The organism is Pseudomonas sp. R4-15 (assembly GCF_055768815.1).
This window is the reverse complement of the sequence record NZ_CM147293.1, coordinates 2,081,628-2,108,594: the sequence shown is the minus strand read 5'-3', so window position 1 is coordinate 2,108,594 and position 26,967 is coordinate 2,081,628. Positions and strand designations below refer to the sequence as shown.

General features: G+C 64.2%; 28 protein-coding genes and 1 other annotated feature. Of the genes, 13 read left to right on the top strand and 15 right to left on the bottom strand.

Translation table 11 applies throughout. From position 1 onward, the window contains the following. Nucleotides 1-8: 8 nt before the first annotated feature. Entirely contained in the window at nucleotides 9-1,784 is a 1,776-nt protein-coding gene (gene aspS, locus ACYRGX_RS10085) for an aspartate--tRNA ligase (RefSeq protein ID WP_473056423.1), read from the bottom strand. 524 nt (nucleotides 1,785-2,308) lie between these two features. Between aspS and ACYRGX_RS10080 the strand changes: the two genes are divergently transcribed. Continuing rightward, nucleotides 2,309-2,779, top strand: a complete 471-nt coding sequence (locus ACYRGX_RS10080) for a Dps family protein (RefSeq protein WP_473056422.1) — start codon at nucleotides 2,309-2,311, stop codon at nucleotides 2,777-2,779. Between the two features lie 203 nt (nucleotides 2,780-2,982). Then, nucleotides 2,983-3,585: a cold-shock protein gene (locus ACYRGX_RS10075; RefSeq protein ID WP_473056421.1), complete on the top strand. Its 603-nt coding sequence runs from the start codon at nucleotides 2,983-2,985 to the stop codon at nucleotides 3,583-3,585. 4 nt (nucleotides 3,586-3,589) lie between these two features. Here ACYRGX_RS10075 and ACYRGX_RS10070 read toward each other — a convergent pair whose 3' ends face one another. Then, nucleotides 3,590-3,790 carry a SlyX family protein gene (locus ACYRGX_RS10070; protein ID WP_473056420.1) on the bottom strand — a complete coding sequence of 67 codons (201 nt, stop codon included), beginning with the start codon at nucleotides 3,788-3,790 and terminating at the stop codon, nucleotides 3,590-3,592. Next, nucleotides 3,787-4,218, bottom strand: a complete 432-nt coding sequence (locus tag ACYRGX_RS10065) for an HIT domain-containing protein (RefSeq protein ID WP_473056419.1) — start codon at nucleotides 4,216-4,218, stop codon at nucleotides 3,787-3,789. The genes ACYRGX_RS10070 and ACYRGX_RS10065 overlap by 4 nt, the downstream gene beginning before the upstream one ends. 432 nt (nucleotides 4,219-4,650) lie before the next feature. On the opposite strand from ACYRGX_RS10065, the gene ACYRGX_RS10060 reads away from it, so the two are divergent. From ACYRGX_RS10060 to ACYRGX_RS10050, 3 genes are all read left to right on the top strand, one after another. Next, a complete protein-coding gene (locus ACYRGX_RS10060) occupies nucleotides 4,651-5,940 on the top strand; it encodes an OprD family porin (protein WP_473056418.1) in 1,290 nt (429 codons plus the stop codon). A gap of 167 nt (nucleotides 5,941-6,107) precedes the next feature. After that, the gene (locus ACYRGX_RS10055; RefSeq protein ID WP_473056417.1) at nucleotides 6,108-7,820 is read left to right on the top strand and encodes a proline--tRNA ligase; all 1,713 of its coding nucleotides are present in this window, start codon (nucleotides 6,108-6,110) and stop codon (nucleotides 7,818-7,820) included. An 11-nt stretch (nucleotides 7,821-7,831) separates the two neighbouring features. After that, the gene (locus ACYRGX_RS10050; RefSeq protein WP_473056416.1) at nucleotides 7,832-8,767 is read left to right on the top strand and encodes a hypothetical protein; all 936 of its coding nucleotides are present in this window, start codon (nucleotides 7,832-7,834) and stop codon (nucleotides 8,765-8,767) included. Between the two features lie 23 nt (nucleotides 8,768-8,790). Here the strand turns inward: ACYRGX_RS10050 and ACYRGX_RS10045 are convergent, their stop codons facing one another. Both ACYRGX_RS10045 and ACYRGX_RS10040 read right to left on the bottom strand, forming a co-directional pair. Further along, complete coding sequence (locus ACYRGX_RS10045; protein WP_473056415.1) at nucleotides 8,791-9,249, bottom strand: TlpA family protein disulfide reductase; 459 nt, start codon at nucleotides 9,247-9,249, stop codon at nucleotides 8,791-8,793. Further along, nucleotides 9,236-10,468 (bottom strand): YihY family inner membrane protein, encoded by a 1,233-nt coding sequence (locus ACYRGX_RS10040; protein ID WP_473056414.1) that lies wholly within the window; start codon nucleotides 10,466-10,468, stop codon nucleotides 9,236-9,238. Before ACYRGX_RS10040 ends, ACYRGX_RS10045 begins: the two co-directional genes overlap by 14 nt. 76 nt (nucleotides 10,469-10,544) lie before the next feature. Here ACYRGX_RS10040 and arsC point away from each other — a divergent pair, with 76 nt between their 5' ends. The 3 genes from arsC to ACYRGX_RS10025 are packed head-to-tail and all read left to right on the top strand — an operon-like array spanning nucleotide 10,545 to nucleotide 11,916. After that, nucleotides 10,545-10,898, top strand: a complete 354-nt coding sequence (arsC, locus tag ACYRGX_RS10035) for an arsenate reductase (glutaredoxin) (RefSeq protein WP_473056413.1) — start codon at nucleotides 10,545-10,547, stop codon at nucleotides 10,896-10,898. After that, nucleotides 10,895-11,506, top strand: a complete 612-nt coding sequence (gene wrbA / locus ACYRGX_RS10030; RefSeq protein ID WP_473056412.1) for an NAD(P)H:quinone oxidoreductase — start codon at nucleotides 10,895-10,897, stop codon at nucleotides 11,504-11,506. Before arsC ends, wrbA begins: the two co-directional genes overlap by 4 nt. After that, complete coding sequence (locus ACYRGX_RS10025) at nucleotides 11,506-11,916, top strand: DUF2069 domain-containing protein (protein ID WP_473056411.1); 411 nt, start codon at nucleotides 11,506-11,508, stop codon at nucleotides 11,914-11,916. The genes wrbA and ACYRGX_RS10025 overlap by 1 nt, the downstream gene beginning before the upstream one ends. Nucleotides 11,917-11,990: 74 nt before the next feature. On the opposite strand, the gene ACYRGX_RS10020 is transcribed toward ACYRGX_RS10025, so the two are convergent. The 3 genes from ACYRGX_RS10020 to ACYRGX_RS10010 all read right to left on the bottom strand — a co-directional run bounded on the left by ACYRGX_RS10020 (nucleotide 11,991) and on the right by ACYRGX_RS10010 (nucleotide 14,463). Then, complete coding sequence (locus tag ACYRGX_RS10020; RefSeq protein ID WP_473056410.1) at nucleotides 11,991-12,896, bottom strand: integrase core domain-containing protein; 906 nt, start codon at nucleotides 12,894-12,896, stop codon at nucleotides 11,991-11,993. A 40-nt stretch (nucleotides 12,897-12,936) separates the two neighbouring features. Next, nucleotides 12,937-14,159 (bottom strand): IS3 family transposase gene (locus ACYRGX_RS10015; RefSeq protein ID WP_473053591.1). Its coding sequence is split into 2 segments (ribosomal slippage): nucleotides 12,937-13,874 and nucleotides 13,874-14,159, totalling 1,224 coding nucleotides; the frame shifts between segments, so codons are not numbered across the junction. Next, nucleotides 13,765-13,881: a sequence feature (AL1L pseudoknot), on the bottom strand. Its footprint overlaps the gene before it by 117 nt. A 4-nt stretch (nucleotides 14,160-14,163) precedes the next feature. Continuing rightward, a complete protein-coding gene (locus tag ACYRGX_RS10010) occupies nucleotides 14,164-14,463 on the bottom strand; it encodes a helix-turn-helix domain-containing protein (protein WP_473056409.1) in 300 nt (99 codons plus the stop codon). Between the two features lie 97 nt (nucleotides 14,464-14,560). Here ACYRGX_RS10010 and ACYRGX_RS10005 point away from each other — a divergent pair. Continuing rightward, nucleotides 14,561-15,726 (top strand): IS3 family transposase gene (locus ACYRGX_RS10005; protein WP_473053033.1). Its coding sequence is split into 2 segments (ribosomal slippage): nucleotides 14,561-14,822 and nucleotides 14,822-15,726, totalling 1,167 coding nucleotides; the frame shifts between segments, so codons are not numbered across the junction. Nucleotides 15,727-15,778: 52 nt separating this feature from the next. On the opposite strand, the gene hda is transcribed toward ACYRGX_RS10005, so the two are convergent. Both hda and ACYRGX_RS09995 read right to left on the bottom strand, forming a co-directional pair. Beyond that, nucleotides 15,779-16,483 carry a DnaA regulatory inactivator Hda gene (hda, locus tag ACYRGX_RS10000; RefSeq protein ID WP_473056408.1) on the bottom strand — a complete coding sequence of 235 codons (705 nt, stop codon included), beginning with the start codon at nucleotides 16,481-16,483 and terminating at the stop codon, nucleotides 15,779-15,781. 114 nt (nucleotides 16,484-16,597) lie between these two features. Then, nucleotides 16,598-17,632 (bottom strand): DUF2066 domain-containing protein, encoded by a 1,035-nt coding sequence (locus ACYRGX_RS09995; protein ID WP_473056407.1) that lies wholly within the window; start codon nucleotides 17,630-17,632, stop codon nucleotides 16,598-16,600. 226 nt (nucleotides 17,633-17,858) lie between these two features. Between ACYRGX_RS09995 and purM the strand changes: the two genes are divergently transcribed. The 4 genes from purM (at nucleotide 17,859) to ACYRGX_RS09975 (ending at nucleotide 20,772) form a co-directional block, all read left to right on the top strand. Further along, nucleotides 17,859-18,917, top strand: a complete 1,059-nt coding sequence (gene purM / locus ACYRGX_RS09990) for a phosphoribosylformylglycinamidine cyclo-ligase (protein ID WP_473056406.1) — start codon at nucleotides 17,859-17,861, stop codon at nucleotides 18,915-18,917. Next, nucleotides 18,917-19,567 carry a phosphoribosylglycinamide formyltransferase gene (gene purN, locus ACYRGX_RS09985; protein WP_473056405.1) on the top strand — a complete coding sequence of 217 codons (651 nt, stop codon included), beginning with the start codon at nucleotides 18,917-18,919 and terminating at the stop codon, nucleotides 19,565-19,567. The genes purM and purN overlap by 1 nt, the downstream gene beginning before the upstream one ends. Nucleotides 19,568-19,575: 8 nt before the next feature. After that, nucleotides 19,576-20,286, top strand: coding sequence for a DUF3108 domain-containing protein (locus tag ACYRGX_RS09980; protein WP_473056404.1), 711 nt, complete (start codon nucleotides 19,576-19,578; stop codon nucleotides 20,284-20,286). Between the two features lie 312 nt (nucleotides 20,287-20,598). Next, nucleotides 20,599-20,772, top strand: coding sequence for a hypothetical protein (locus ACYRGX_RS09975; RefSeq protein ID WP_473056403.1), 174 nt, complete (start codon nucleotides 20,599-20,601; stop codon nucleotides 20,770-20,772). A 60-nt stretch (nucleotides 20,773-20,832) separates the two neighbouring features. On the opposite strand, the gene ACYRGX_RS09970 is transcribed toward ACYRGX_RS09975, so the two are convergent. The 5 genes from ACYRGX_RS09970 to cysM all read right to left on the bottom strand — a co-directional run bounded on the left by ACYRGX_RS09970 (nucleotide 20,833) and on the right by cysM (nucleotide 26,873). Continuing rightward, on the bottom strand, nucleotides 20,833-21,372 hold the full coding sequence (locus ACYRGX_RS09970; RefSeq protein ID WP_473056667.1) for a DUF2058 domain-containing protein: 540 nt from the start codon (nucleotides 21,370-21,372) through the stop codon (nucleotides 20,833-20,835). A gap of 87 nt (nucleotides 21,373-21,459) precedes the next feature. Continuing rightward, on the bottom strand, nucleotides 21,460-22,290 hold the full coding sequence (mazG, locus tag ACYRGX_RS09965) for a nucleoside triphosphate pyrophosphohydrolase (protein ID WP_473056402.1): 831 nt from the start codon (nucleotides 22,288-22,290) through the stop codon (nucleotides 21,460-21,462). Beyond that, on the bottom strand, nucleotides 22,287-24,539 hold the full coding sequence (relA, locus tag ACYRGX_RS09960; protein ID WP_473056401.1) for a GTP diphosphokinase: 2,253 nt from the start codon (nucleotides 24,537-24,539) through the stop codon (nucleotides 22,287-22,289). Before relA ends, mazG begins: the two co-directional genes overlap by 4 nt. 91 nt (nucleotides 24,540-24,630) lie before the next feature. Then, nucleotides 24,631-25,974, bottom strand: a complete 1,344-nt coding sequence (rlmD, locus tag ACYRGX_RS09955; RefSeq protein ID WP_473056400.1) for a 23S rRNA (uracil(1939)-C(5))-methyltransferase RlmD — start codon at nucleotides 25,972-25,974, stop codon at nucleotides 24,631-24,633. Between the two features lie 2 nt (nucleotides 25,975-25,976). Continuing rightward, complete coding sequence (cysM, locus tag ACYRGX_RS09950) at nucleotides 25,977-26,873, bottom strand: cysteine synthase CysM (RefSeq protein WP_473056399.1); 897 nt, start codon at nucleotides 26,871-26,873, stop codon at nucleotides 25,977-25,979. Nucleotides 26,874-26,967: the final 94 nt, after the last annotated feature.

The following is a 26,967-nucleotide window of genomic DNA, read 5'->3' as shown; positions in this document are numbered from 1 at the left end:
TCCCTCGCTTACTCGGCCTTCTGCTGCTCGCGCAGGCGGATGTTCAGCTCGCGCAGTGCCTTGGCATCCACGGTGCCAGGCGCCTGGGTCATCACGTCGCCGGCGCTCTGGGTTTTCGGGAAGGCGATGACTTCACGAATCGAGGCCGCACCGGTCATCAGCATCACCAGGCGATCCAGGCCGAAGGCCAGACCACCATGCGGCGGCGCACCGTATTTCAGGGCATCGAGCAGGAAGCCGAACTTCTCTTCCTGCTCCTCGGCCTGGATGCCGAGCACACGGAACACCGCTTGCTGCATGGCCTTGTCGTGGATACGGATGGAACCACCGCCCAGCTCGGTGCCGTTGAGCACCATGTCGTAGGCGCGCGACAGTGCGCCAGCCGGGTTGGCCTCCAGCTCCTCGGGGGAGCACTTGGGCGAGGTGAACGGATGGTGCAGCGCGGACAGCGAGCCGTCGTCGTTCTCTTCAAACATCGGGAAGTCCACCACCCACATCGGCGCCCACGCCTTGGTGAGTAGCTTGAGGTCGTGACCGAGCTTGATGCGCAGCGCGCCCAGGGCATCGCAGACGACCTTGGTCTTGTCGGCGCCGAAGAACACGATGTCGCCATCCACCGCCCCGACGCGATCGAGGATCACGTTGAGGTTGTCCAGCGGGATGTTCTTGACGATCGGCGACTGCAGGCCCTCGACGCCGGCGGCACGCTCGTTGACCTTGATGTAGGCCAGGCCCTTGGCACCATAGATGCCGACGAACTTGGTGTAGTCGTCGATCTGCTTGCGCGGCATGCTCGCACCGCCCGGGACGCGCAGCGCGGCGACACGGCACTTGGGATCGTTGGCCGGGCCCGCGAACACCTTGAATTCCACGTCCTTCAACTGGTCGGCGACGTCGATCAGCTCCAGCGGGATGCGCAGGTCGGGCTTGTCCGAGCCATAGCGGCGCATGGCTTCTTCGAAAGGCATGTGCGGGAATTCGTCGAACTCCACGTCCAGCACTTCCTTGAACAGCTGGCGTACCATCTTCTCGGTCAACGCGATGATGTCGTCTTCGTCGAGGAAGCTGGTCTCGATGTCGATCTGGGTGAATTCCGGCTGGCGGTCGGCACGCAGGTCCTCGTCGCGGAAGCACTTGGCGATCTGGTAGTAGCGGTCGAAGCCGGCCACCATCAGCAGTTGCTTGAACAGCTGCGGCGACTGCGGCAGGGCGAAGAAGTGACCCGGATAGGTACGGCTGGGCACCAGGTAGTCACGCGCGCCTTCCGGAGTCGGGCGACCGAGGATCGGAGTCTCGACATCGAGGAAACCGTTGTCGTCCAGATAGCGACGGATGCTGCTGGTGATGCGCGCACGCAGCTTCAGCTTGGCGGCCATCTCCGGGCGACGCAGATCGATGAAGCGATAGCGCAGGCGGGTTTCCTCGCCGACGTCGGAGTATTCGTCCAGCGGGAACGGCGGCGTCTCTGCCTGGTTCAGGACCTCGAGTTCGTAACCCAGCACTTCGATGGAGCCGCTGGCCATGTTCGGGTTGCGCGCGCCTTCCGGACGCATGCGCACCTTGCCGGTGACCTTGACCACGTATTCGCTGCGCACGCGGTCGGCCTTGGCGAAGGTGTCGGCGCGGTCGGGATCGAAGACCACCTGGGCCAGCCCCTCGCGATCACGGATGTCGAGGAAGATCACCCCGCCATGGTCTCGGCGACGGTGGACCCAGCCGCAAAGGGTGACTTCCTGGCCGTCCAGGCTTTCGTTGAGTTGGCCGCAATAATGGCTGCGCATCATGGTCTGGGTTCTTCTCACTGATCTGCGCGAGGGGCGCCAGGCGCCGCCCGCGATTGAATTTCTCGCCGGCTCGGTGGGCTGCCCCACCAAAAGCCCGGCAGTATATAACAGCCTGAACGCCCACAGCGACCGCAGCCACTGCGCGCAATTGACCGCGCACGCACAGCGGCGCAGCTATGCTAGGGTCTGTTGACGTTTCGTTCACGGCCGCGCCGGTGCCTGTTTTGGCGCGAGACAAGGCGCGAGTCGCAGGGCTTACCGGGGTAAGTCCAAGATGAGCAACACCGTATCGCGCCAAAACAGGCACCGGCCCGAAGGGTTGTGCCAGAAATGGCCTGCGCTGTCGTTGCAGGACTTGCCAAGGGAATAACCATTGCCTGCGACCTGCGCCTAACCGCAGGCCATTTCCGGCGACAACGCGGCTCGCGAACGAAACGTCAACAGACCCTAGTGTCACCCTCCGGTGGCCGACGCGACCAAGGGGGTCGGCGTCGCCCTTCCTTATTCAGTCACGAGGAGATTCCATGGACATCAACATCGGTATCGCCGAACAGGACCGCGCAGCCATTGCCGAAGGCCTGTCCCGGCTGCTCGCGGACACCTACACGCTGTATCTGAAGACCCACAACTTCCACTGGAACGTCACCGGGCCGATGTTCAACACCCTGCACCTGATGTTCGAAGGGCAGTACACCGAACTGGCCCTGGCGGTGGATGCCATCGCCGAGCGCATCCGCGCCCTGGGCTTCCCCGCGCCGGGCACCTACGCCGCCTATGCCCGCCTTTCCTCCATCAAGGAAGAAGAAGGCGTGCCGAGCGCCGAGGACATGATCAAGAAACTGGTCGAAGGCCAGGAAGCCGTCGTGCGCACCGCCCGCGGCATCTTCCCGCTGCTGGACAAGGTTTCCGACGAGCCCACCGCCGACCTGCTGACCCAGCGCATGCAGGTTCACGAAAAGACCGCGTGGATGCTCCGCAGCCTGCTCGCCGCGTAATCCAGAGGGCCCCCATCACGGGGGCTCTCGTCCACCGGCAGAGTCCGGTAAAGAAATGCTAAGCGCTTGATTTGAGCCGCATCTGGGTTTGCGGTTAAATACGCCGTCGTGGTACCGAGCCCGAGTACCGCCGGCGGGCACTCCCAGTTTCTTCCTCTCGCCCGCTCGACAACAATCTATCCCTACAGTCGAGTCACCCAAGCATGTTGAAGACCCTTCATTTCGTGGCCGGCGCAGCCGCCGTTCTACTGTCTCTAGTACCCGGACAAATCACCTACCTCGCACATCCCGACGCGCTCTACCTGACGTTCCTGGGCCTGGGACATCTGCTGATCGCGCCGCTCCTGCCGCGCACGACACGCCCGGGCCAAGGCCAGTTGCAGGCGGTGGTCTGCGCGCTGCTGATAGTCGCCACCCTCATCCAGGCAGTGGTAGCACTGGCGCCATTACCGACCCTTGGCGAACAACCGGCGGTCCTGCTGCCCCTGGCACTCAGCGTCATCGCCGTACTCCTGCACATCGCCATCAATCGCAGCCCCAGCCACAACCCCCGCAACGTGCGCCCCACGCACACCAGCAGCGCACCGCGCAGCAGTGAAAACGGTCGCGAGTCGGGCACGGTGAAGTGGTTCAACACCTCCAAGGGGTTCGGCTTCATTTCCCGCGACAGCGGCGAGGACATCTTCGTGCACTTCCGCGCCATTCGCGGCGACGGTCACCGCGTCCTGCAGGAAGGCCAGCGCGTGGAATTCACCGTGATGCAGCGCGAGAAAGGCCTGCAGGCCGAAGACGTGGTCGCGCACTGAGCTCTCAGTAATGCGGCGGTGGCGCCTCCTCCTCGGGGGGAAGGCGTCCACGCACGTCATCCAGGCGCCGCGCCAGGGCGCCGAGCTGCAATTCCAAGCGCTCGATACGGCGCTGCTGCTGATAAAGCGCATCGTTGAGCGCCGCGATGGTGTCGTCCTGGAACGCCTGGCGCGTCTCCAGCTCCTGCAACCGCTGCTCACTCACTGCACGGACTCCCAAGGCTTAAAGCTATCCGGCAACAGCGTGCGCAAGCGCTCGCGAATCGCCGTTACTGCCGCCTCGTCATAAGGCTGCGCCGGAAAGCGCCCCCACACCGGCCCCGGCCAGGCCGCATCGCTCTTCTTGCGCGCAATCACGTGCACGTGCAACTGCGGCACCATGTTGCCCAGCGTGGCGATGTTCATCTTGTCGGCGGAAAAACCGTCCTTCAACTGCTCGGCCAGCAGCCCCGCTTCTTTCCAGAGACGCGCCTGATCACCGGCATCCAGCTGAAAAACCTCACTCACCGCCTCGACCCGCGGCACCAGAATGAACCAGGGATAATGTGCGTCGTTCATGAGCAACACCGTGCACAAGGGCAGGTCGCCCAGCGGCAGCGTGTCGCGCTGTAGTTCAGGAGCCAGTTCGAACATGGTGGGAACCTCGGATTTTCAGCGGTCTATGGTCGCAGCAAGCGGCAGTGGCGCCAAGCACCGTTCCCTGGCGAGCACGCACCAAGAAGGTGCAGAAAGAACCACGGGTGCGCGAAGTTTGCTCCAGGCGCCTTCCATAATCCCGCCGCCCAGCCGCTTCGTTAGGGTAAAGATATGAAAACACGCCATTTTCTTTCACTCATCGAAGTTGTGCACGCTAATTGCTATCTCCTGTCCGTCGCTCACTGGAGCCTCTATACAGGGTCGTGGGGCCTGAGAGGCCATGGGGAAGCCCTAAAAGTGATCGACAGGCGCGTCCAACCGCCAACTTTCAACGGCCTCCGCTGCGTGCTATAACCCCGCCGCGGAATCCAGAAGAACTAGCCGCCCCATAGAGGGTGGCAATGATTTCAACCAAAGGAGCAAATCACGATGCAAGTGATGAAGTGGAGCGTGATCGCCCTGGCAGTCGCCGCGGGTACCTCTCAACTGGCCATGGCCAGCGCGCAGTCCGAATCGAACGGCTTCGTCGGCGATAGCAGCCTGAACGTCCTGAACCGCAACTTCTACATGAATCGTGATTTTCACGATTCGGGCGCCGCGCAAAGCTATCGTGAGGAATGGGCTCATGGCGTCATCGCCACCTTCGAATCCGGCTTCACCCAGGGTGCTGTCGGCTTTGGCGTCGATGCCATCGGCCTGGTCGGCCTGAAGCTCGACAGCAGCGCGGACCGCGCCGGTACCGGCGCCCTGTCCATCGGCGACGATGGCAAGGCCCACGACGACTACTCCGAGTTCGGCGCCGCCGCCAAGGCACGCTTCTCCAACACCGTCATCAAGTACGGCGACCAGTTCGTCGCTCTGCCGGTGCTCTCCACCGATGACAGCCGCCTGCTGCCGGAAACCGCCCGCGGCTTCCTGGTCACTAGCAGCGAAATCGACGGGCTGGACGTCAACCTTGGCCACTTCACCTCGCTGAACGCCCAGGACTCCACCCACCATGACAGCGTTACTTACGACGGCGCGACCCTTTCCAGCCTGAATCTTGCGGGTTTCAACTACTCCGTAAATGATGCACTGTCCGTTGCCCTGTATTACAGCGACGTCGAGGCATCTGGCGTGGGTGACGCTTTCAAGAAGTACTACGGCAACGTCAACTACACCCTGCCGCTGAGCGACGAGCAGTCGCTGAACTTCGACTTCAACATCTACCGCACCAAATATGACTCTAGTGTCACCTCTTCCGGTGACAGCGAGAAGAACACCATCGGCAGCCTGGCTGCTGCTTACTCGATCGGCGCTCATAAATTCACCGTGGCATACCAGAAGTCCAGCGGTGGTGATGACGACGGTACCGGCTATTACTACGGCCTGGATGGCGGCGGCACTGTGTGGCTGAACAACTCCGTTCAGTACTCCGACTTCAACGGCAAGGGCGAGAAATCCTGGCAGGTTCGCTATGACCTGGACATGGCTGCCCTCGGCGTGCCGGGTCTGAGCTTCATGACCCGCTACCTGAAAGGTACCGACATCGACACCGGCACCGACACCACCAAAGAAACCGAGTGGAACCTCGAGGCCAAGTACGTACTGCAAGACGGCCCGGCCAAGGATCTGTCCTTCCGCCTGCGTCAAGCCTACTACGATGGTCACGATGGCTATCAGGGTGGCGAAATCAGCGACACCCGCGTAATCATCGAGTACCCGCTGAGCATCCTGTAATCCAGGACTCACGGTTACCCGTTGAACAAGAAGCCCGGCGAAAGCCGGGCTTCTTCGTTTAAGAACGATGAGTCGCCGTCGAGGGCTACCGGGCGCCTATACGCCTGCCTGGGCTGGCCTTACAATGCCCAGCCAAGCCTGCACAACAACGGACCTCGCGACCTCTTATGCGCACCAGTCAGTACCTGCTCTCGACCCTCAAGGAAACCCCCTCCGACGCGGTGGTGATCAGCCATCAGCTGATGCTGCGCGCGGGCATGATCCGCAAGCTGGCTTCGGGCCTGTACACCTGGCTGCCAATGGGCCTGCGCGTGCTGCGCAAGGCCGAAACCATCGTACGCGAGGAAATGGCCGCGGCAGGCGCTCTGGAAGTGCTGATGCCGGCCATCCAGCCTGCCGAACTCTGGCAGGAATCCGGCCGCTGGGAGCAGTACGGCCCGGAACTGCTGCGCCTGAAGGACCGTCACCAACGCGACTTCTGCGTCGGCCCGACCCACGAGGAAGTCATTACCGACCTGGCACGTAACGAGCTCAACAGTTACAAGCAGCTGCCAATCAGCTTCTTCCAGATCCAGACCAAGTTCCGCGACGAGATCCGTCCGCGCTTCGGCCTGATGCGTGGCCGCGAGTTCCTGATGAAGGACGCCTACTCCTTCCACCTGTCGCAGGACTCGCTGCAGGAAACCTACGACGTCATGTACCAGGCCTATTGCAAGACCTTCAGCCGCCTGGGCCTGGATTATCGCCCCGTACAGGCCGACAACGGCTCCATCGGCGGCAACGGCTCCCATGAGTTCCACGTGCTCGCCGAGTCCGGCGAGGATGATATCGTCTTCAGCGACAGCTCCGACTACGCCGCCAACATCGAGAAGGCCGAAGCGCTGCCCCGCGAAACCGAACGCGCCGCACCCAGCGAAGCATTGCGCCTGGTCGACACCCCCGACACCAAGACCATCGCGGCACTGGTCGAAGGCTTCGATCTGCCCATCGAGAAGACCATCAAGACCCTGATCGTGCAGGGCGCCGAAGAAGGCAAGCTGGTCGCGCTGGTCGTGCGTGGCGATCACGAACTCAACGAGATCAAGGCGGCCAAGCAACCCTTGGTGGCAAGCCCGCTGGTGTTTGCCGGCGAAGCCGAGATTCGTGCCGCCATCGGCGCTGCACCCGGCTCGCTCGGCCCGCTGAACCTGCCGCTGCCGTGCATCATCGACCGCTCCGTGGCCCTGATGAGCGACTTCGCCGTCGGCGCCAACATCGAGGACAAGCACTACTTCGGCGTGAACTGGGAGCGCGACCTGCCGCTGCCGGAAGTGGCCGACCTGCGCAACGTCGTCGCCGGCGACCCGAGCCCCGATGGCAAGGGCACCCTGGTGATCAAGCGCGGCATCGAGGTGGGTCATATCTTCCAGCTCGGCACCAAGTATTCCGAGGCCATGAAGCTTTCGGTGCTGGGCGAAGCCGGAAAGCCGGTGACCCTGATCATGGGCTGCTACGGCATCGGCGTATCCCGCGTGGTGGCCGCCGCCATCGAGCAGAACAACGACGAGCGCGGCATTCTCTGGCCCGCCGCCCTGGCTCCGTTCCAGATCGCCCTGGTGCCGTTGAAGTACGAGACCCCGTCGGTCAAGGAAGCCACCGACGCGCTCTATGCGCAACTCACGGCTGCCGGCTACGAAGTGCTGCTCGACGACCGTGACAAGAAGACCAGTCCGGGCGTCAAATTCGCTGATATGGAACTGATCGGCATTCCCCATCGCATCGTGGTCAGCGAGCGCGGTCTCGGCGAAGGCACCTTGGAATACAAGGCCCGCCGCGACAGTGAAAGCCAGGCCGTGGCGCAGGAGGACATCCTCTCGTTCCTCGAGCAACGCCTCATCTAAACCGGGCCATCATGTCCTCGAACCTCTCGCGCCGCCTCGGCGGCGCTACCTTCTGCCTGCTGCTGGCGGGCTGCGCCAACCAGCTTCCGCAGCGCAGCGAACACGAAGAACGCATCGAACGTACCCTGCTCGACCACCAGTTGCAGATCGAGACCGGGCAACCGGCAGTGCTGGAACTGCCGCAGCGACGTATCCAGGTGCTCGACCAGAAGACCTTCGAGGTCGCCCGCTTCGAGGTCACCCGGCGCTACGATCGCTACACGCCCTACCAGGCATGGCGCGAACTCTATGAAATTCCCGTGGGCGCGGTGGCGGTGGTCGCCGGCATCGGCGCCAACGTACTCAACGTGGTGCTGCTCGGCAGCCTGCCGGAAAGCGCCACGCGCGGCTGGATCAGCTACGGCTTCGCCGGGCTCAATCCGTTCATGAACGTGCAGTCCAACGGCCGTGCGCAACAGAATCTGGCGTCGGTCGAGGAACGTTTGATCGATCGCCAGACCGACTACGCCAGCTTGCCCTGGGCACAACGTCCGGTAAACGTCGTCACCGGCGAAGAAACCCACGAACTGCTCACCGATGGCAATGGCGTGCTGCGCCTCAACCTACTCGACGCGCCTTTCTCCGACACGCCACTGGAGCGCGTCACGCGCCTGCAGCTGAGCGTGCTCGATCCCCAGGACGGCGTACACGCGCAGGCCAGCCTGGGTGTTTCTCGCGACTTGCGTGGCAAGCTCCAGGAAGCTCATGCGCTGATCTTCGACGATCTCGAAGAGGAGGGTGTCGAGCAATGGGTACACCGGGTACGGCGGCTGTCGGAACTGGGCCTGGAGGAAGAGGCGAACGAACTGGAGCAGAGCCTGATCGAGCTGACCCACAACGATCCGGAGCTGCAGCAGGCGTTTCTCGACCAGTTGCTCGACAAGCCGGCCCCTTCAGCGGCGCCCTGACACCGCCATCGCGCCCCGTGTAATTAGGCGCCATCCGCCTTGCGCAGACGCTGCAGCACCTCGCGCAACCCGGCCGACGTCTGCTCCCCCACCAGGGTCTCACGCAGCTTGCCGCGCGGATCGACGATGAAGGTGCTGGGCAGCACCTGCGCACGCCCCAGACCGTACCGCTGCGCCGGGTCCTGCTGCAGAACCAGGAAGGCGATGTGCATTTCCTGCACCGCCTGGGCGAGGTCATCACCGCGCAGGCCATCGTAATTGACTCCGATCACCTGCACGCCCTCCGGCGGCTGGCTGGCTAGCTGATTGAGCTCGGGAATTTCCGTGCGACAAGGCCCGCACCACTGCGCCCAGTAGTTGATCACCAACCAGTGTCCGTCCAACTGCTCCGCGGCCACCGGTCGCCCCTGCTGGTCCGTGCCGTAGTCGGCACCACAACCAGCGAGCAGTAGCGCCAGCGCCCATAACTTAAGCCACTTCACTCCGCGTCTCCCCTTTCAACCAGTCCCCCAGCATCGCCTCCAACGCGCGTTCCTCGCAGTCGTAGAGCCGCTGCAGGCATTCGCGCAAGGCAGGATACCAGGCCTCCTCCAGCCTACCGGGCAACTGCTCCGGACGCGGCATTGGCCAGGGACTGTAGCGAATCAGGCGCAGCACCGGATAGCTGCGCAGATCTCGACAGAGCACCCAGGCACCGCCACTCACGGCACAAACCAGGCGCTCGCGCTCGAGGAAGTCGATGAGCTCGTGCCATTGCTCGTCGGCCATCGCCCAGCCGCCCTTCTTCAGGTCCGCCGAGCGCAGCGAACGCCCCTGCAACTGCGCATCGTGCAGCAGGCGCAGTACGCCGAACAAGGCCAGCAGACGCGGCATGCCACGCCGCCGCGCCGCCCTCGGCGCCGACAGGTTGCAGACCAGCTCCGCGCCGAGCAGGACGATCATCCAGCACAGGTAGACCCACAACAGGAACAGCGGCACGGACGCGAAGGCCCCGTAGATCAACTGATAGCCGGGAAAGAAGCCGACCCACAGGCTGAACAATTGCTTGGCGACCTCGAACAGCGCCGCACAGAACGCGCCCCCCACCAGCGCGTGGCGCAGCGGCACGCGCGTATTCGGCACCGCCGCATAGAGCAGCGTGAAGGCTGCCACGCTGAGCAGCGGCGGCATCAGGTGAAACAGCGTCGCCGTGCCGATCAGCGCGTCAGGCCCCGAGAGCAGTGAGAAAGAAGCGACATAGGTGCTGATGGCGAAGCCTACGCCCAACAGCAGCGGCCCCAGGCTGAGAATTGCCCAGTAGATCAGGAAGCTGCTCACCCCGCGCCGCGGACGCTGCACCCGCCAGATGGTGTTGAAGGCCTTCTCGATGGTCACCATCATCAGTAGCGCGCTGACCATCAGGAACAGGATGCCGACCCAGGTCAGCTGGCGAGCCTGGGTGCTGAAGCCACGCAAATGCTCCTGCAGCGCACTGCCGGCAGCAGGGACGAAATTACGGAAGATGAAGCTCTGGATGATTTCGCCCATGTCCTGGAACGCCGGCACCGCCGACAGCATGGCGAAGGTCACGGTCATCAGCGGGACCACCGCGAACAGCGTCGTATAGGTCAACGCCGCGGCGCTGTTGGGTCCGTGGTCGGCGAGGAAGCGCCGTATCAGGAACCAGCAAAATTCCAGCCCTGCGACCATCCGTTCTTGCATTTGCCTTTCCCTCTAATCTGCCCCTGGCCAGGCAGGGCGGTTAGACTATGCGGCCCCAAGGCAGGAGCCCGATCCCATGAGCGAACTCACCTACTACCACAATCCGCGTTGTTCGAAGTCCCGCGCCGCTCTGGCGCTACTCGAAGAGCGCGGCCTGCAGCCGCAGGTGGTGCGCTATCTGGAGACACCGCCGGACGCCGCCCAGTTGCGCACCCTGCTCGCGCGCCTGGGATTATCCCCGCGTCAGCTGTTGCGCAGCGGCGAGGACGAGTATCGGGAGCTGGGGCTGGCGGACGCGAAACTGGACGATGAAGCCTTGATTCAGGCGATGGTCGCACATCCCAAGCTCATCGAGCGGCCGATCTTGGTGGCCGGCGACCGCGCCGTGGTGGGTCGCCCGCCGGAGCGCGTACTGGAGATCCTGCCGTGAACCCACCCTACGTCCTGGTGCTTTTCTATAGCCGTCACGGCGCCACCTCCGAGATGGCCCGGCAGATTGCCCGCGGCATCGAGCGCGGCGGCCTGGAGGCGCGCCTGCGCACGGTCCCCGAAGTGTCCGCCGAGTGCGCCTCGGTAGCCCCCGAGGTGCCCGCCGAGGGCGCCGTGTATGCCACCCTCGACGACCTGCGCAACTGCGCCGGCCTGGCGCTGGGCAGTCCGACCCGCTTCGGCAACATGGCCGCCCCGCTCAAGCACTTCCTCGACGGCACCAGCAGTCTGTGGATGACCGGCGAGTTGATCGGCAAGCCGGCCGCCGCCTTCACCTCCACCGCCAGCCTCCACGGCGGCCAGGAGACCACGCTGCTGTCGATGCTACTGCCATTGCTGCACCACGGCATGCTGGTGTGCGGCCTGCCCTACAGCGAACCGGCGCTGCTGCGCAGCCAGGGTGGCGGTACGCCCTATGGCGCCAGCCACCATGCCGGCGCCGATGGCAAGCGCGAACTGGATGCCGACGAAGCCGAGCTGTGTCGCGCCCTCGGCCTGCGCCTGGCGCATCTCGCCCAGGTACTGCCCGGCATGGAGAAGCTGCGCTGATGGCCCGCCAACGCAAACCCCTGCCCACCCTGGAGTGGCTGGAACCGCGAGCGCGCCTGGCCCGCCAGGTGGCGCTGGCCAGTTATCTGGCACTGTTCGCCCTGATTGCCATCTGGAACCTGGTGTTCGCCGACCTGCACGGTGCCCGCACCTGGGTGGTCCTGAGCATTGCCCTGATTCCGCTGGTGCTGGTGCTGCCGGGCATGCTCGGCGGTAGCCCGCGGGCGCACGCCTGGACCTGCTTCATCGTCAACCTGTACTTCATACAAGGTGTGCTGGCGGCCATCGATCCGGCGCGGATGATCTTCGGCTGGCTGGAGGCGCTGCTCAGCCTGCTGCTGTTCAGCGCCGCACTGCTCTATACCCGCTGGGGCTTCCAGCTACAGCGCCGGCGTCAGGGCGAAGACTAAGCGGGCCAGCGGGCGCCTATTGCCCCTCTCTGTGCAACCGGAGCATAGGTAACAAATTAAACCGGCAGCATGGGTTACACCTTTCCCCTCGCATGCCATTGGGATGCGGGCTCCAATCGTGAAGTCTGCAGGTTGATGTAACCCAGCAGGTGAAAGCTATAACGCACCTCCAGGCGTCCATCATCGACTTCACGTAACCCCACACGATGCTGGGCTAGCAGCTCGCTGATGTAAACGAGGCGGCCTTTGCACTTGATCTCACCGTTTTGTCGAACGTTGCGTACCTGCTGGTCCTCGTTGTACTCGACAGGCCGCTGCACTGGCGAATACCGGCGCAGCGAGGCTTGATATAGGCTCGCTGGCGTATATCTGTCCAAGCCTTCATGGCTACGGTGCTCATTGAACTCCTTGCGAAATGCGGCTAATGCTGCCTGTTGAGCGAGCGCCGACGTTCCACGCAGCTGATCATCGATAGCCCGATTGAGTGATCCATGCATGCGCTCATGACGAGCATTTTGCGTCGGCGTGCCCGGCTGGGTGCGATGCACTCGGATGCCTAGTTCAACCCACCACTTCGACAAGCGCGTCAGGCCTCCCGCGCCTCGACTGGCAAAGGGGGAGCCGTTGTCGGTCAAGAGCCCCTCGGGCAAGCCATACTCATGGAAAACCCATTCGAAGATTGGCTTGGCCTGCGCGTAATCAGGGGCCTGCACGGCATGGCAGCCAAGCAGGAAACGGCTGGCGTTGTCCGTCACCGTCAAGGGATAGCACCAGTGCCCGCCCTGCGTAACGTACTGACCTTTGTAGTCCGCGCTCCACAACGCATTGTTGCTGCGGCCTAGCTCGAAGGGCTCGGGCGCCGCTGGATAGGGCCTACGATAGCGCCGCTGTTTGACCAGCCCAGCAGACTTGAGCACCTCACCGGCGGTACTGTCCGCCGGCCAATCGTGGCCAGGCCGCTCGCGGCGCAACAGGTCCATCTGAACCGCCCCGGCTTTTGTGGAGGCCGTTTCGTTTAAGTCAGGCCGCCATGGCCTGACTTGCTTGTTGCTGGTGGAAGTTTGCCTCAGCCTCCGCGGGCGGGATATATCCGATTGAGCTCAGCAGGCGTTGGTGGTTGTACCAGTGCACCCATTTCAAAGTCGCCATCTCAACAGCTTCGCGGCTCTTCCATGATTGACGGTAAATCAGCTCGGCCTTGTACAGCCCGTTGATGGTTTCGGCCAAGGCGTTGTCGTAGCTATCGCCCTTGCTGCCAACTGAGGGCTCAATGCCGGCCTCTGCCAGCCGCTCGGTGTAGCGAATAGAGACGTACTGGCTGCCACGGTCGCTATGATGGATCAGGCTCCCCGTGCGATGTGGCTGGCGGGCATACAGGGCTTGCTCCAGGGCATCCAGTACGAAGTCGGTCTTCATGCTGGTACTGACTCGCCAGCCGACGATGCGCCGCGCAAAGACATCAATCACGAAGGCCACATACAGCCAGCCCTGCCAGGTCGAGACATACGTGAAGTCCGACACCCACAGCTGATTTGGGCGGTCGGCATGGAACTGGCGTTGCACACGATCCAGCGGGCAGAGCGACTTGTCGCCGGCCACCGTTGTGCGCAGGATCTGGCCGCGCCTTATGCCCTGTAATCCAGCCAGACGCATCAATCGCTCTACCGTGCATCTGGCAGCCTCGATGCCTTCTCGCCGCAGCTGCTTCCAGACCTTCACCACGCCATAGCACTGCATGTTGTCGTCCCATACGCGCTGGATTTCCAAGATCAATGCGTCATCGCGTCGAGCACGGCAGCAGCGCAGTGCCGGGTTGCGCTGCTGCGCCGCATGCTTGCGGTAACCGGACGGGGCGATCCGCAAGACACGGCAGATCGACTCGACCCCGAGACGGTCACGATGCTGATCGACAAAGGCCCTCAGGACTTGGTGCGGCGGTCGAGCTCCGCCTGGGCAAAATACGCACTGGCCAGGCGCAGAATCTCGTTGGCTTTTCGCAGCTCGCGATTTTCGCGCTCCAGGGCTTTGATGCGTTCACGCTCTTCAGTGGTCGGCCCAGGACGTTGGCCGGCGTCGGTCTGATGGCGACGAATCCAGCCATGCAGGGTTTGTGCGGCGCAGCCAATCTTCGGCGCTATGGCTTCAATGGCAGCCCACTCGGAGGGGTAGTCGTTCAGGTGCTCCAGAACCATGCGTACGGCACGTTCACGGACTTCAGGGGAGTAGGTCGTGGTCTTTCTCATGGCCTCATCTTCTCAAGAGTTGAGGCCTCCACGAAACCCAGGGCAGTTCAATCACCTTCTTGGGACCAAAGCTGGGATGCTCTTTCTTGACGGCTACGATCTGCTCAGCCACCTGCGGATTTACCGCATGCGGGCAGCTGTGAGGGGCTTTAGAGCGCTCCACCAAACCCTCGGCTCCCGCCCGCTGATAGCGCTCGATCCATTTATAGACGGTCTTGCGGCTCAGCCCATAGCCCACGGCAAGCTCACTAATCGAGTACCGGGCGCTTAGCCAGTCGGCAATCAGCTTTACCTTCAAATCCATTACACAAGTCTCTTTCCAGGGCATGGGCAGCACTGTAGTGGTCTACTAACCCCGGACACCTTTTTAGGCGAAGATGATCGCCAGACAGAGGTGTTTGATGAGCAGACCAAGACGTACCTTCACCCCCGAGTTCAAACATGAGGCAGCCTGCCTAGTACTCGATCAGGGCTACAGCTGTGCCGAGGCAGCCCGATCGCTTGATGTGGGCGAAACGGCACTCAGGCGCTGGGTGAGTCAGTTGCAACAGGAGCGTGGCGGTATTACCCCGACAGCCAAGGCTCTCACGGCTGAGCAGCAAACCATTCAGCAGCTCCAGGCGCGGATTAACCGGCTGGAGCTTGAGAAGAAAATCTTAAAGGAGGCTACTGCGCTCTTGATGGCCGAGGAACACGGGCGCAGACGTTGAGTTCGATTCGGCGGCTGACCGCACGCTATCCGGTACATCTGCTGTGCTCGGTGTTTGAGCTCCCTCGATCCTGCTATTACGCCCACCAGGCCCGTCGCCGTCACATCGATGTCCGGCAGGTAGGTTTGCGTAGTCGCATCCATGAACTGTTCAGCCAAAGCCGTCGTTCGGCGGGTAGCCGCAGCATCGTGGCCATGTTGAAGGACGAAGGCACGGAAGTGGGCCGTTTCAAGGTTCGAGGCGTGATGAAAGCGCTGGGATTGGTCAGCAAGCAGCCCGGTGTTCACGTCTATAAGCACGCCAACGTTGAGCGCCCCGACATTCCCAATCGTCTTGCACGCCAATTCACGGTTGCAGCGCCCAACCGCGTCTGGTGCGGCGATATCACCTACATCTGGACACAGGGACGATGGCATTACCTAGCGGTCGTGATGGATTTGTACAGCCGCCGAGCCGTGGGTTGGGCACTTTCGGAGAAGCCAGACGCCGAACTGGTGATCAAGGCACTCGACAAGGCCTATGCCGTGCGTGGACGGCCAAGTGGCGTGCTGTTTCATAGCGACCAAGGTAGCCAATACGCTAGCCGCAGCTTCCGCCAGCGCCTATGGCGCTATCGCATGACACAGAGCATGAGTCGCCGCGGAAACTGCCACGACAACGCACCGATGGAGCGACTGTTTCGCAGCTTGAAAACCGAGTGGGTACCTGCGACGGGGTACCTGAACCAGGCCATGGCTGAGCAGGATATTGGCCGTTACCTCACGCGCTACAACTGGATCAGACCGCATCAACACAACGGCTTTGTGCCGCCTGCGGTTGCAGAGGAACAACTCAATTCTGTGTCCGGGAATTGTTGACCACTACACTCCCCTCGCCCCTTGCGGGAGAGGGGCTGGGGGAGAGGGGAAGCTACCAGCCGAGCGTTTCCTTGAGGAAAGGAATCGTCAGCCGTCGCTGCGCCTGCAGGGACGCCTTGTCCAGCTCCTCGAGCAAATCGAACAGGTCGTTCATGCTCCGCGAGCCACGGGTGAGGATGAAACGCGCCACCTCGTCGTTGAGGTGCAGGCCGCGCCGTGAAGCGCGCAGTTGCAGGGCGCGCAACTTGTCCTCGTCGGACAGCCCGCGCATCTGGAAGACCAGCGCCAGGCTCAGGCGCGACTGCAGGTCCGGCAGATGGACACCCAGCTCCCGCGGCGAGGCGCTGGCCGAGATCAACAGCCGGCGTCCCGCATCGCGCAGGCGATTGAACAGGTGGAACAGGCCCTCCTCCCACACCGGATCGCCAACCACCGCGTCCAGGTCGTCCAGGCAGACCAGCTCGCACTGTTCCAGGTTATCCAGCAACTGAATGCCATGCTGGGCGACATCGGCCAGCGGCAGGTAGACGGCCAGCTCGCGCTTCTGCTCGAAGCGCAGGCAGGCAGCCTGCAACAAATGGCTGCGCCCCGCACCGAGCGCACCCCACAGGTAGATCAGGCTTTCCGCCCAGCCAGCATCCGCATCGCACAGGCGCTCGACATAGCCCAACGCGGCAGCGTTCGCCCCCGGATAGAAATTGGCGAAGGTCGCATCGTCACGCAGACGTATCCCGAGTGGCAGCTGGATCGGTTTCATCGTGGCGTTCAACAGGCCCTGGGGGCATCTTGTCGGAGGCGCAGCGGGCTCGGCCGCTGCGGTGGTCGTGAAGGCGCGCAGTTTATACGCATCGCTCGCCGGCTGCAGCCGCGTTTACCAGCCGAAGCGCAGATCCACAGGGCTCTGCGGCGAGGCCTGCGGCTCCACAGGCGCGCCATCGACGGGCGCCGGTTGCGGTGCCGGAGCAGCCTCCACGGGCAGCTCGCGCAGGCGGGCGAGCGCCAACTGCGCACGCAATTGCTCGCTGCTGGCACTGACGCGGAACACCAGGCTATCGCCATCGACCGCCTCGAGCTGCGCCGCGAAAGGTTCTAGCAACTGTTGCACCTGGGCATAGCGCGCCAGGTTGGCGCCATCGATCTCCACGCGCAACGGCCCCGACTGTCCGGCGGTGACCCGGTAGTGCGGTGCCAGTCGTTCGATCACCGTGGCGAACACGCTGTCGGCCAGCGCCTGCGGGGTAGCCCCCGACGCCTCGCCCTGCTCACGCGTATCGGCCAGTTGCAAGGTCCAACGTGCACGCCAGCCATCATCCTGCTGCCGCGCATAAACGCCCAGCTGGCCATCGGCGGCGTAGCGTCCGGCCAGGTTTTCCAGCCCCGCGAGATTGGCCAGTGCGTCAGGCGTCGCGGCGAGTTGCTCCTGCAGATCGGCCAACGGCAAGCGCAGGGCCAGGCCGCGATGCTGCGCGGCATCACGCAGCGGCTGGGCCGACGGCTGACCATCGGCGACCAGATTGCTGCCCTCGGTATCCTCGGCAAGCCACCAGACCAGCAGCGAAGGACGGTTGGCGCCCCACAGCCCCAGCCCGGCCTCACGCAGTGCGCGGGCGGTGGCTTGCGGGTCGAACTCGACCACCAGGCGGTCGTTCTCGTAACCGTACTGCACCACCAGCTGCTGCGGATCTGCCCGCAGCGCCGACAGCGACGAGGCATCCGCCGCCTTCGGATCACCCGTGAGCCGCTGAATCAACGTTGCCAGCGCAGCCTGCAGAGCCGCATCACGCGCCTCTGCCTGCTGGCCCTGGACCGGTTCGCTGACGCGATAAAGACCGCCCAGCGTTTCCGCCTGGCTCGGCAGAGCGAGCAGGCACAGGCAGGACAACAGCAGCGAAGCGATCAGGCGCATGGGGGGTTCCGGGCAGGGAGGCAGACGTAAAGCCATACCTTAAACAGCCGCCGGACGGCGGGCAACCTGGAGCCGCTTTCCCGTCAGCAGAAACCGCGCCCTCGGTGGTGAGCGCCCCCCAAGCCTGCTAGAATCGCGCGCCTCCGAGACCGGCCCCGACAGTCCCGCCACGCGGGCCTGCGTGCGTCCCGGTCGCCCTGCGATTTTTTCTCCAAAGGCCTGGATCATGAGCAAGCAACCCTCCATCAGCTACAAAGACGCCGGTGTGGACATCGACGCCGGCGAAGCCCTGGTCGAGCGCATCAAAGGCGTCGCCAAGCGTACCGCTCGTCCTGAAGTGATGGGCGGCCTGGGCGGCTTCGGCGCGCTGTGCGAAATCCCGGCCGGCTACAAGCAGCCGGTGCTGGTCTCCGGTACCGACGGCGTCGGCACCAAGCTGCGCCTGGCGCTGAACCTGAACAAGCACGACAGCATCGGCCAGGACCTGGTCGCCATGTGCGTCAACGACCTGGTGGTCTGCGGCGCCGAACCGCTGTTCTTCCTCGACTACTACGCCACCGGCAAGCTCAACGTCGATGTCGCCGCCACCGTGGTGACGGGAATCGGCGCGGGCTGTGAACTGGCGGGTTGCTCGCTGGTAGGCGGCGAGACCGCCGAAATGCCCGGCATGTACGAAGGCGAAGACTACGACCTGGCCGGCTTCTGCGTCGGCGTGGTGGAAAAGTCCGAGATCATCGACGGCTCCAAGGTCGCCAGCGGCGACGCGCTGATCGCCCTGCCCTCGTCCGGCCCGCACTCCAACGGTTACTCGCTGATCCGCAAGATCATCGAGGTCTCCGGCGCCGACATCGAGCAGATCCAGCTCGACGGTACGCCGCTGACCGACCTGCTGATGGCGCCCACGCGCATCTACGTCAAAGCGCTGCTGCAACTGATCAAGCAGACCGGCGCGGTCAAGGCCATGGCGCACATCACCGGCGGCGGCCTGCTCGACAACATCCCGCGCGTGCTCCCCGAGGGCGCCCAGGCCGTGATCGACGTGGCCAGCTGGCAGCGTCCGGCGGTGTTCGACTGGCTGCAGGAAAAAGGCAACGTCGACGAGCACGAAATGCACCGCGTACTGAACTGCGGCGTGGGCATGGTCATCTGCGTGGCCGCCGACGCAGTAGAAGCGGCACTGGCCTGCCTGCGTGAAGCCGGCGAACAGCCCTGGGTCATCGGCAGCATCCAGACCGCCGCCGAAGGCGCCGCCCAGGTCCAACTGAACAACCTGAAAAACCACTGATGCCCAAGACCTGCGACCTGGTGGTGCTGATCTCCGGTGGCGGCAGCAACCTCCAGGCGCTGATCGACGATTGCGCCCGGGACGAACACCCGGGGCGCATTCGCGCGGTCATCAGCAACCGTGCCGACGCCTACGGGCTGACTCGAGCCCGGCAGGCCGGCATCGAAACCCAGGTGCTCGACCATCGCCAATACGCAGACCGCGAAACCTTCGACAGGGCCCTCGCGCGGTGCATCGACGCCTTCGAGCCCCAATTGGTGGTGCTCGCCGGCTTCATGCGCATCCTCAGTCCGGGCTTCGTACGCCATTACGCCGGGCGACTGCTGAACATCCATCCCTCCCTGCTGCCGCGCCACAAAGGCCTGAACACCCATGCGCGAGCGCTGCAGGAAGGCGATGCCGAGCATGGTTGCAGCGTGCATTTCGTCACCGAGGAACTCGATGGCGGTGCCCTCATCGCCCAGGCCAGCACCCCCGTCCTGTCCACCGACACGCCCGAGCAACTGGCGTTGCGCGTGCATGCCCTGGAACATCGCCTTTACCCCCAGGTCGTGCGCTGGTTTGCCCAAGGCCGCTTGCGCCTGGAGGCCCAAGCCGCGATGCTGGACGGCGAACCGCTGCCCGCCAGCGGTCGGCTCATCAATCGCTAGGAGTAGCCATGCGACGCGTCTTGTTGCTCGCCCTGTCCCTGCTCGCTCTGCAGGCCCAGGCCGCCGAACTCAAACCCTTCACCGCCAGTTACACCGCTGACTGGAAACAGGTCCCGGTCAGCGGCAGCGCCGAACGCCACCTGACCCGCGAAGACGACGGCCATTGGCGTCTGGACTTCGAAGCCTCGATGCTGGTCGCCGGTTTCAGCGAACAGAGCCTGTTCAGCGATGACAAAGATGTCCTGCTGCCTATCCGCTATCACCAGGAGCGTACCGGCCTGGGCAGCGGCAAGTCGGTGGAGCTCAACTTCGACTGGAGCGCCAAGCAGGTCACCGGCGAGGATCGCGGCGACCCGGTGAGCTTCCCGCTGAATCGCGGCCTGCTCGACCGCTCCACCTACCAGATCGCCCTGCAGCAGGCCGTCGCCGACGGCCAGCAGAGCATGAGCTATCAGGTGATCGACGGCGACGAGATCGAGACCTACGACTTCCGCGTGCTCGGCGAGGAAGTGGTGCGCACCCGCGCCGGCAAGCTGGACGCCATCAAGGTCGAACGCGTGCGCGACCCGGGCCGCAGCAACCGCAAGACCATCCTCTGGTTCGCCAAGGACTGGGACTACCTGCTGGTGCGCCTGCATCAGGTCGAGAAGGACGGCAAGGAGTACCAGATCATGCTCAAGGATGGCGAAGTGGACGGCCGCAAGGTTTCCGGTAGCTGATCGCCTCGATCACGTCCAGGTATGTCGTCACTTTCCACTTCGTCTCCCCCTCTTCCCTGTCGGGAGAGGGGCCTGGCTTAACGTCGACTGAATAGACGCACGTTGCCCCAGCCAGAGCGCCGCCTCTCCCCCGCCCACCCATCACCCCGCCGAAACCCTCGTCCTTGAGGGCTTTCAATGCGCGCGCGAGCGTGCGCAGGGTGCGACATATCGTCGCAACTCGAACAGACTGTTCGAATCTCCGTACTTATTCGTTCCGGCAACAGCTCGTATAAAAGAGTTGCAACCAGATGTTGCAAAGGAGAAGAAGTAATGAACGTGATCGTGTCCGAGCGTGACGAACAACATCTCTCCCAGGAAGCCCTGGCCATGGGTACCCGCGTATGGGATGTACTGCAAAATGGCCAGCTAGTCGGTATTTTCCAGGACGAATCCCAGGCCCACGCCTACCGGCAAGAGATCGAGGACGGACAGTTCTCGGCCTGACGCCGAAATGAAACGGGCTCCCCGTTGCCGGGGAGCCCGTTCATCCAAACCAGCCCCGCCTCACCACATGAGGTCATCGGGGATCTGGTAGGCGGCGTAAGGATCGTCCTCCTCCGGCGCTTCGGTCGGCGTGTTGAGCAGAATGATCCGCTTCGGATCGCGCTCCTGGATTCTCAACGCCGCTTCACGCGGAATCATTTCGTAGCCACCCTCGTGCCGCACGATGGCCAGGGAGCCACGGGAAAGTTTGTCGCGCAGCATGCCATTGACGACGATGCGCTTGACCTTCTTGTCGTCGACGAAATTGTAGTAATCCTCGCCCTTGAGCTTGGGCAGTCGCGAGCGCTCGATGAGTTGCTTGACCTGCGCCGCGCGTGCTTTCTGATCGGCTTTTTCCTGCTGCTGGCGGTTCAGCTCGCGATCGCGGCTGGCTTTCTCTTCCTGAGCCTTGAGTGCGGCCTGGCGCTGGGCGTCGTCTTTCTCGACCTGGCCCTTGCGCTCCATGCGCTGCTGCTTGTTTTTCTGCCGATCGGCCTGCTTGGCCTGCTTCTCATTCACCAGGCCGGCTTTCAACAATTGATCGCGAAGGGACATGCTCATGGTCGTGGGTCGTCTTGCATCCGGACAGTCATGTGAAATCGCCGGTCGTACCGGCATCGGGGTCGCCAATCGTGGCGGCTCGGCGCCTCAGGCGCAAGGGTGTTCGGCCTGTTTGGCCTCGTTCCACAGCGCGTCGAGTTCTTCCAGCGAACAACCTTGCGGCGCTCGTCCACTCTCGCGCAAGCGGGCCTCGATATGCCGGAAGCGTCGCTCGAACTTGCCGTTCGCCGCGCGCAGCGCGGCCTCTGGGTCTAGCTGCAGGTGACGGGCGAGATTCACCGCGCTGAACAGCACATCCCCCAGTTCCTCAAAGACCGCCGTAGCGTCGTCGCCCGCCAGTGCCTGGCGCAACTCGTCCATCTCCTCGGCGAGCTTGTCCGCCACCGGCGCGGCGGACGGCCAGTCGAAGCCGACGTTGGCGGCGCGCTTCTGCAACTTTGCCGCACGGGAGAGCGCCGGCAGCCCCGACGGCACGTCATCGAGCAGCGAAAGCTGCTCGGGCGCCGCGGCACGCTCGGCGCGCTCTTCGGCCTTGATCTCCTCCCAGCGCTGCCTGATCTGCGCCTCGGAAAGACGCGGCAGGTCCGGCGAGCCGTAAAGATCGCCATCGGGGAACACATGGGGGTGCCGACGCAGCAGCTTGCGAGTGATCCCATCGACCACCGTGGCGAACTCGAAGCGCCCTTCCTCCTTCGCCAACTGGGCGTAGTAGACGACCTGAAACAACAGGTCACCGAGCTCGCCGGGCAACTCCGCGAAGGCGCCGCGCTCAATGGTGTCGGCCACTTCGTAGGCCTCTTCCAGGGTGTGCGGCACGATACTCGCATAGTCCTGCTGCAGATCCCACGGGCACCCCCGCTGCGGGTCGCGCAGCCGAGCCATCAGCGCCAGCAGGTCGTCCAGCGAATAACGGCTCATGCACCGGGCCCGCGATTACGTCGCGCATCGATGATGTTGGGCAACTGCGAGATGCGCCCGAGCAGGCGACCGAGCGCATCGAGCCCGGGGATCTCGATGGTCAGTTGCATGGAGGCGGTGTTGTCCTCCTTGTTCGAGCGGGTGTTCACCGCCAACACATTGAGACGCTCGTTGAGCAGCAACTGGGAGACGTCGCGCAGCAGGCCGGAGCGATCGTAGGCACGGATCAGGATGTCCACCGGATAGGTCTGCACCGGCACCGGCCCCCAACTGACCTGGATGGTCCGCTCGGGTTCGCGGGCCGCCAGTTGTAGGGCGGTCGGGCAATCCTGGCGGTGAATGGTGACGCCACGCCCCAGGGTGATGTAACCGACGATGGGATCTCCCGGCAGCGGTTGGCAGCAACCCGCCATCTGCGTCAGTAGGTTGCCCACGCCCTGGATCTGGATATCGCCCCGACGACCCGGCTTGTTGCTGCTGCCGCCCCGCCGGGGAATGAGTTCCAACTGCTCGCTGCCGCGCTCCGGCTCGACCAGCGACTGGGCCTGGTTGACCACGTGAGCCAGGCGGATGTCGCCGGCACCGAGCGCCGCGTACATGTCTTCGGCGGTCTTCAGGTTGACCTTTTCGGCCAACCGCTCGTAGTCCACCTGCGCCAGGTCCATGCGCCCCAGCTCACGTTCGAGCAACGCACGGCCGGCGGCGACGTTCTGGTCGCGTGCCTGCAGCTTGAACCAGTGGACGATCTTCGCCCGGGCACGGCTGGTGGTGACGTAGCCCAGGTTCGGGTTGAGCCAGTCACGGCTCGGCGAACCCTGCTTGCTGGTGATGATCTCCACCTGCTCGCCAGTCTGCAGCCCGTAGTTGAGCGGCACGATGCGCCCGTTGACCTTGGCGCCGCGGCAGTTGTGGCCGATCTCGGTGTGCACCCGGTAGGCGAAGTCCAGCGGCGTGGCGCCCTTGGGCAGGTCGATGGCGTGGCCGTCGGGGGTGAACACGTAAACCCGGTCCGGCTCGATGTCCACGCGCAACTGCTCGGCCAGGCCGCCGATGTCGCCCAGCTCCTCGTGCCATTCGAGCACCTGGCGCAACCAGGCCATCTTCTCTTCGTAGTGGCTGGAGGTGCTCTTGACGTCGGTGCCCTTGTACTTCCAGTGGGCGCAGACGCCCAGCTCGGCTTCCTCGTGCATGGCGTGGGTGCGGATCTGCACTTCCAGCACCTTGCCGTCCGGGCCGATCACCGCTGTGTGCAGGGAGCGGTAGCCGTTCTCCTTGGGGTTGGCGATGTAGTCGTCGAACTCCTTGGGAATGTGCCGCCAGAGGGTGTGCACGATGCCCAGCGCGGTGTAGCAGTCGCGCATTTCCGGGACCAGCACGCGCACCGCACGGACGTCGTAGATCTGGCTGAACTGCAGGCCCTTGCGCTGCATCTTCCGCCAGATGGAATAGATGTGCTTGGCGCGCCCGCTGATGTCCGCCTTGATGCCGGTGGCGGCCAGTTCCTCGCGCAACTGATCCATCACCCGATTGATGTACTGCTCGCGATCCAGGCGGCGCTCGTGCAGCAGCTTGGCGATCTGCTTGTATTGCTCCGGCTCCAGGTAACGGAAGGACAGGTCCTCCAGCTCCCACTTGATGTGGCCGATGCCCAGGCGGTGCGCCAGCGGCGCATAGATATCGAAGACTTCGCGGGCGACGCGCTGGCGCTTTTCGTCATCGCCGTTCTTCACCGCACGAATCGCGCAGGTGCGCTCGGCCAGCTTGATCAGCGCCACGCGCACGTCGTCGACCATCGCCACGAGCATCTTGCGCAGGTTTTCCACCTGCGTCTGCGAGCCGAGCACCAGCGACTGCCGGGGATTGAGGCTGGCGCTGATCGCGGCCATGCGCAGCACGCCCTCGATCAGCTTGGCGACCACCGCACCGAAGCGCGGGGACACGTCGGCCAGGGCGATCTTCTCTTCGCGAACGCCGCGATAGAGCACCGCCGCGACCAGGGAGTCCTGATCGAGCTTGAGATCGGCGAGGATCTCGGCGATCTCCAGGCCGGTGGTGAAGCACGAGGCGTCCTCACCCCAGGAGTGCTGCCCTTCCTTGGCGCGCTGTTCGGCCTCGCGGGCAAACTCGCACGCATCGCGCAGGGCCTCCCGGTCCAGCGCCGGGTCCAGGCCGATCACATGATCGAGCCAGGCCTCGAGGTTGATGCTGCCGTCGTTGTTGACTGGCTGTTGCGCTCTTACCTGTACCATTTCGCTTCCCTAGGCGTCCCGAGGGCGCCCTTGACGCCGGCCTTCTATGGGCCGGTCGGAATAACCTGCATGCAGTCGCGCCCGCGACCACCTACCTCTCGAACAGAACCATGGCCTCGACATGCGCCGTTTGCGGAAACATGTCGATCAGCCCGGCGCGGACCAGGGAAAACCCCTGGGCGACCAGTTGCGCGGCATCGCGCGCCAGGGTCGCCGGGTTGCAGGACACGTACAGCACCCGCTGCGCGCCCAACCCATCCAGTTGCCGCACCACCTCCAGCGCGCCATCGCGCGGCGGATCCAGCAGCACGGCGGAGAACCCGCCTTCGGCCCAGCCCGCCGAGGCCAGCGGCTTCGACAGGTCGGCCTGAAAAAAGTGCGCATTGCCCAGCTCATTGGCCTGGGCATTCGCGCGGGCGCGCTCGACCATTCCCGCGACGCCCTCGACACCCACCACCGCCTGCGCGCGGCGCGCCAGCGGCAGGGCGAAATTGCCCAGGCCGCAGAACAGGTCCAGCACGCGTTCATCCGCCCGCGGCGCCAACCATTCGAGCGCCTGGGCGACCATCGCCTGGTTCAGCTCGCCGTTGACCTGGACGAAATCCCCCGGACGATAGCCCAGCGTCATGCCCTCCAGTGGGTACCCCGCTTGCGGCGAGTCGCTTTGCGGCTCGCCGGCCCCCTGCAACCAGAGCTGTGCGGCATGCGCCTGGGTGAATGCCCGCAGGCGTTGCAGATCGGCATCGCCCAGGGCCGCGGTATGCCTGACCAAGAGCGCCGCCTGAACGCCCTGGAAGAGTTCGACGTGGCCAATCGCCCGGGGCGCATCGAGCTCGCGAAGCATCCCCGGTAACGCTTCGAGCAGCGGCTGCAAGGGCTGTACCAGCACCGGGCAATGACTGACTTCGACGATCGCCTGACTGGCAGCGGCGCGGAAGCCGACCTCCAGCGCCTGGCGCTTCGCATCCCAGCGCACGGCAATGCGTGCGCGGCGCCGATAGGCCAGTTCGTCTCCAGACAGCGGCGCCGCCCAATGCCGCACGTGCAGCCGCGCACCACGCTCCAACTGATCGGCGAGGTTGCGCTGTTTCAGGGCAAGTTGTTCAGCATGGGGCAGGTGCTGCAACGAGCAGCCACCGCAGCGACCGTAGTACTCGCACGGCGGGGTACGCCGCTCGGGCGAAGCGTCGAGGACGCGCTCGACACGAGCGTCCACCACCTGGCTGCGCGCCGCCAGCACCCGCGCCTCGACCGTTTCGCCCGGTAGCGCGCCGCTGACGAACCAACTGCGCCCCTCGACGAAGGCGATGCCACGGCCGTCGTGCGCCAGGCGCTCGACCTGCAGGCGCTGCTTCTTGCCCACCGGCAAGGCTGCCGCCGAGCGCCTTTCGCCGCCGCCCGACTGCAGGCGCAGTCCACCGTTACGCTTGGCCATGATCAGCGCGCATAGATGCCGCTGGAGAGGTAGCGATCGCCGCGGTCGCAGATGATCGCGACGATGACCGCATTCTCTACCTCGGCGCTCAGACGCAGGGCCGCAGCCACCGCGCCACCCGAGGACACGCCACAGAAGATGCCCTCCTCCCGCGCCAGTCGGCGCATGGTTTCCTCGGCCTCGGCCTGGGACATGTCGATGACCCGGTCGACCCGCTCGGCCTGGTAGATCTTCGGCAGATACTCCTGCGGCCAGCGGCGGATGCCGGGAATCGCGGAACCTTCCATCGGCTGCAGGCCAATGATCTGAATCGCCTGATTCTGCTCCTTGAGGTAACGCGAGGTGCCCATGATGGTACCGGTGGTACCCATGGAGCTGACGAAGTGGGTGATGCCGCCGGCCGTCTGCCGCCAGATTTCCGGACCGGTGCCACGGTAGTGGGCCTCGGGGTTGTCGCCATTGGCGAACTGGTCGAGCAGCTTGCCGCGCCCTTCGCGCTGCATCTGTTCGGCGAGGTCGCGGGCGCCTTCCATGCCCTGCTCCTTGCTCACCAGGATCAACTCGGCGCCATAGGCGGTCATCGCCCACTTGCGCTCGTCGGTGGAGTTGTCCGGCATGATCAGGATCATGCGGTAGCCCTTGATCGCCGCGGCCATGGCCAGGGCGATGCCGGTGTTGCCGGAGGTCGCTTCGATCAGGGTGTCGCCGGGCTGGATGTCGCCGCGTGCCTCGGCGCGTTCGATCATCGACAGCGCAGGACGGTCCTTCACCGAACCGGCCGGATTGTTGCCTTCGAGCTTGAGCAGCACCAGGTTGCTGGTCTGCCCCGGCAGACGCTGCAGGCGCACCAGAGGCGTATTGCCGATGCACTCGGCGATGGTTGGGTACTGCACAGTCATGGAGGGCGAATCCATCCGAAAAACAGGAGCCGCCATGATACCACCGCCAATCCGCCGCCCGGCGCTAGCCGAGCGGTTCCTGATATTTCCGTGA

Bases quoted from the DNA above. Each gene is read 5' to 3' on its own strand.
- ACYRGX_RS10040 (WP_473056414.1), bottom strand. From the start codon at position 10,468: ATGCAAGAACGGATGGTCGCAGGGCTGGAATTTTGCTGGTTCCTGATA.
- ACYRGX_RS10010 (WP_473056409.1), bottom strand. From the start codon at position 14,463: ATGGATTTGAAGGTAAAGCTGATTGCCGACTGGCTAAGCGCCCGGTAC.
- mazG (WP_473056402.1), bottom strand. From the start codon at position 22,290: ATGAGCCGTTATTCGCTGGACGACCTGCTGGCGCTGATGGCTCGGCTG.
- ACYRGX_RS10075 (WP_473056421.1), top strand. From the start codon at position 2,983: ATGTTGAAGACCCTTCATTTCGTGGCCGGCGCAGCCGCCGTTCTACTG.
- rlmD (WP_473056400.1), bottom strand. From the start codon at position 25,974: ATGGCCAAGCGTAACGGTGGACTGCGCCTGCAGTCGGGCGGCGGCGAA.
- ACYRGX_RS10055 (WP_473056417.1), top strand. From the start codon at position 6,108: ATGCGCACCAGTCAGTACCTGCTCTCGACCCTCAAGGAAACCCCCTCC.
- ACYRGX_RS09995 (WP_473056407.1), bottom strand. From the start codon at position 17,632: ATGCGCCTGATCGCTTCGCTGCTGTTGTCCTGCCTGTGCCTGCTCGCT.
- ACYRGX_RS10025 (WP_473056411.1), top strand. From the start codon at position 11,506: ATGGCCCGCCAACGCAAACCCCTGCCCACCCTGGAGTGGCTGGAACCG.
- ACYRGX_RS09975 (WP_473056403.1), top strand. From the start codon at position 20,599: ATGAACGTGATCGTGTCCGAGCGTGACGAACAACATCTCTCCCAGGAA.
- ACYRGX_RS10065 (WP_473056419.1), bottom strand. From the start codon at position 4,218: ATGTTCGAACTGGCTCCTGAACTACAGCGCGACACGCTGCCGCTGGGC.
- purM (WP_473056406.1), top strand. From the start codon at position 17,859: ATGAGCAAGCAACCCTCCATCAGCTACAAAGACGCCGGTGTGGACATC.
- hda (WP_473056408.1), bottom strand. From the start codon at position 16,483: ATGAAACCGATCCAGCTGCCACTCGGGATACGTCTGCGTGACGATGCG.
- aspS (WP_473056423.1), bottom strand. From the start codon at position 1,784: ATGATGCGCAGCCATTATTGCGGCCAACTCAACGAAAGCCTGGACGGC.
- ACYRGX_RS09980 (WP_473056404.1), top strand. From the start codon at position 19,576: ATGCGACGCGTCTTGTTGCTCGCCCTGTCCCTGCTCGCTCTGCAGGCC.
- ACYRGX_RS10060 (WP_473056418.1), top strand. From the start codon at position 4,651: ATGCAAGTGATGAAGTGGAGCGTGATCGCCCTGGCAGTCGCCGCGGGT.
- ACYRGX_RS09970 (WP_473056667.1), bottom strand. From the start codon at position 21,372: ATGAGCATGTCCCTTCGCGATCAATTGTTGAAAGCCGGCCTGGTGAAT.
- cysM (WP_473056399.1), bottom strand. From the start codon at position 26,873: ATGACTGTGCAGTACCCAACCATCGCCGAGTGCATCGGCAATACGCCT.
- arsC (WP_473056413.1), top strand. From the start codon at position 10,545: ATGAGCGAACTCACCTACTACCACAATCCGCGTTGTTCGAAGTCCCGC.
- relA (WP_473056401.1), bottom strand. From the start codon at position 24,539: ATGGTACAGGTAAGAGCGCAACAGCCAGTCAACAACGACGGCAGCATC.
- ACYRGX_RS10050 (WP_473056416.1), top strand. From the start codon at position 7,832: ATGTCCTCGAACCTCTCGCGCCGCCTCGGCGGCGCTACCTTCTGCCTG.
- ACYRGX_RS10020 (WP_473056410.1), bottom strand. From the start codon at position 12,896: ATGGACCTGTTGCGCCGCGAGCGGCCTGGCCACGATTGGCCGGCGGAC.
- purN (WP_473056405.1), top strand. From the start codon at position 18,917: ATGCCCAAGACCTGCGACCTGGTGGTGCTGATCTCCGGTGGCGGCAGC.
- ACYRGX_RS10080 (WP_473056422.1), top strand. From the start codon at position 2,309: ATGGACATCAACATCGGTATCGCCGAACAGGACCGCGCAGCCATTGCC.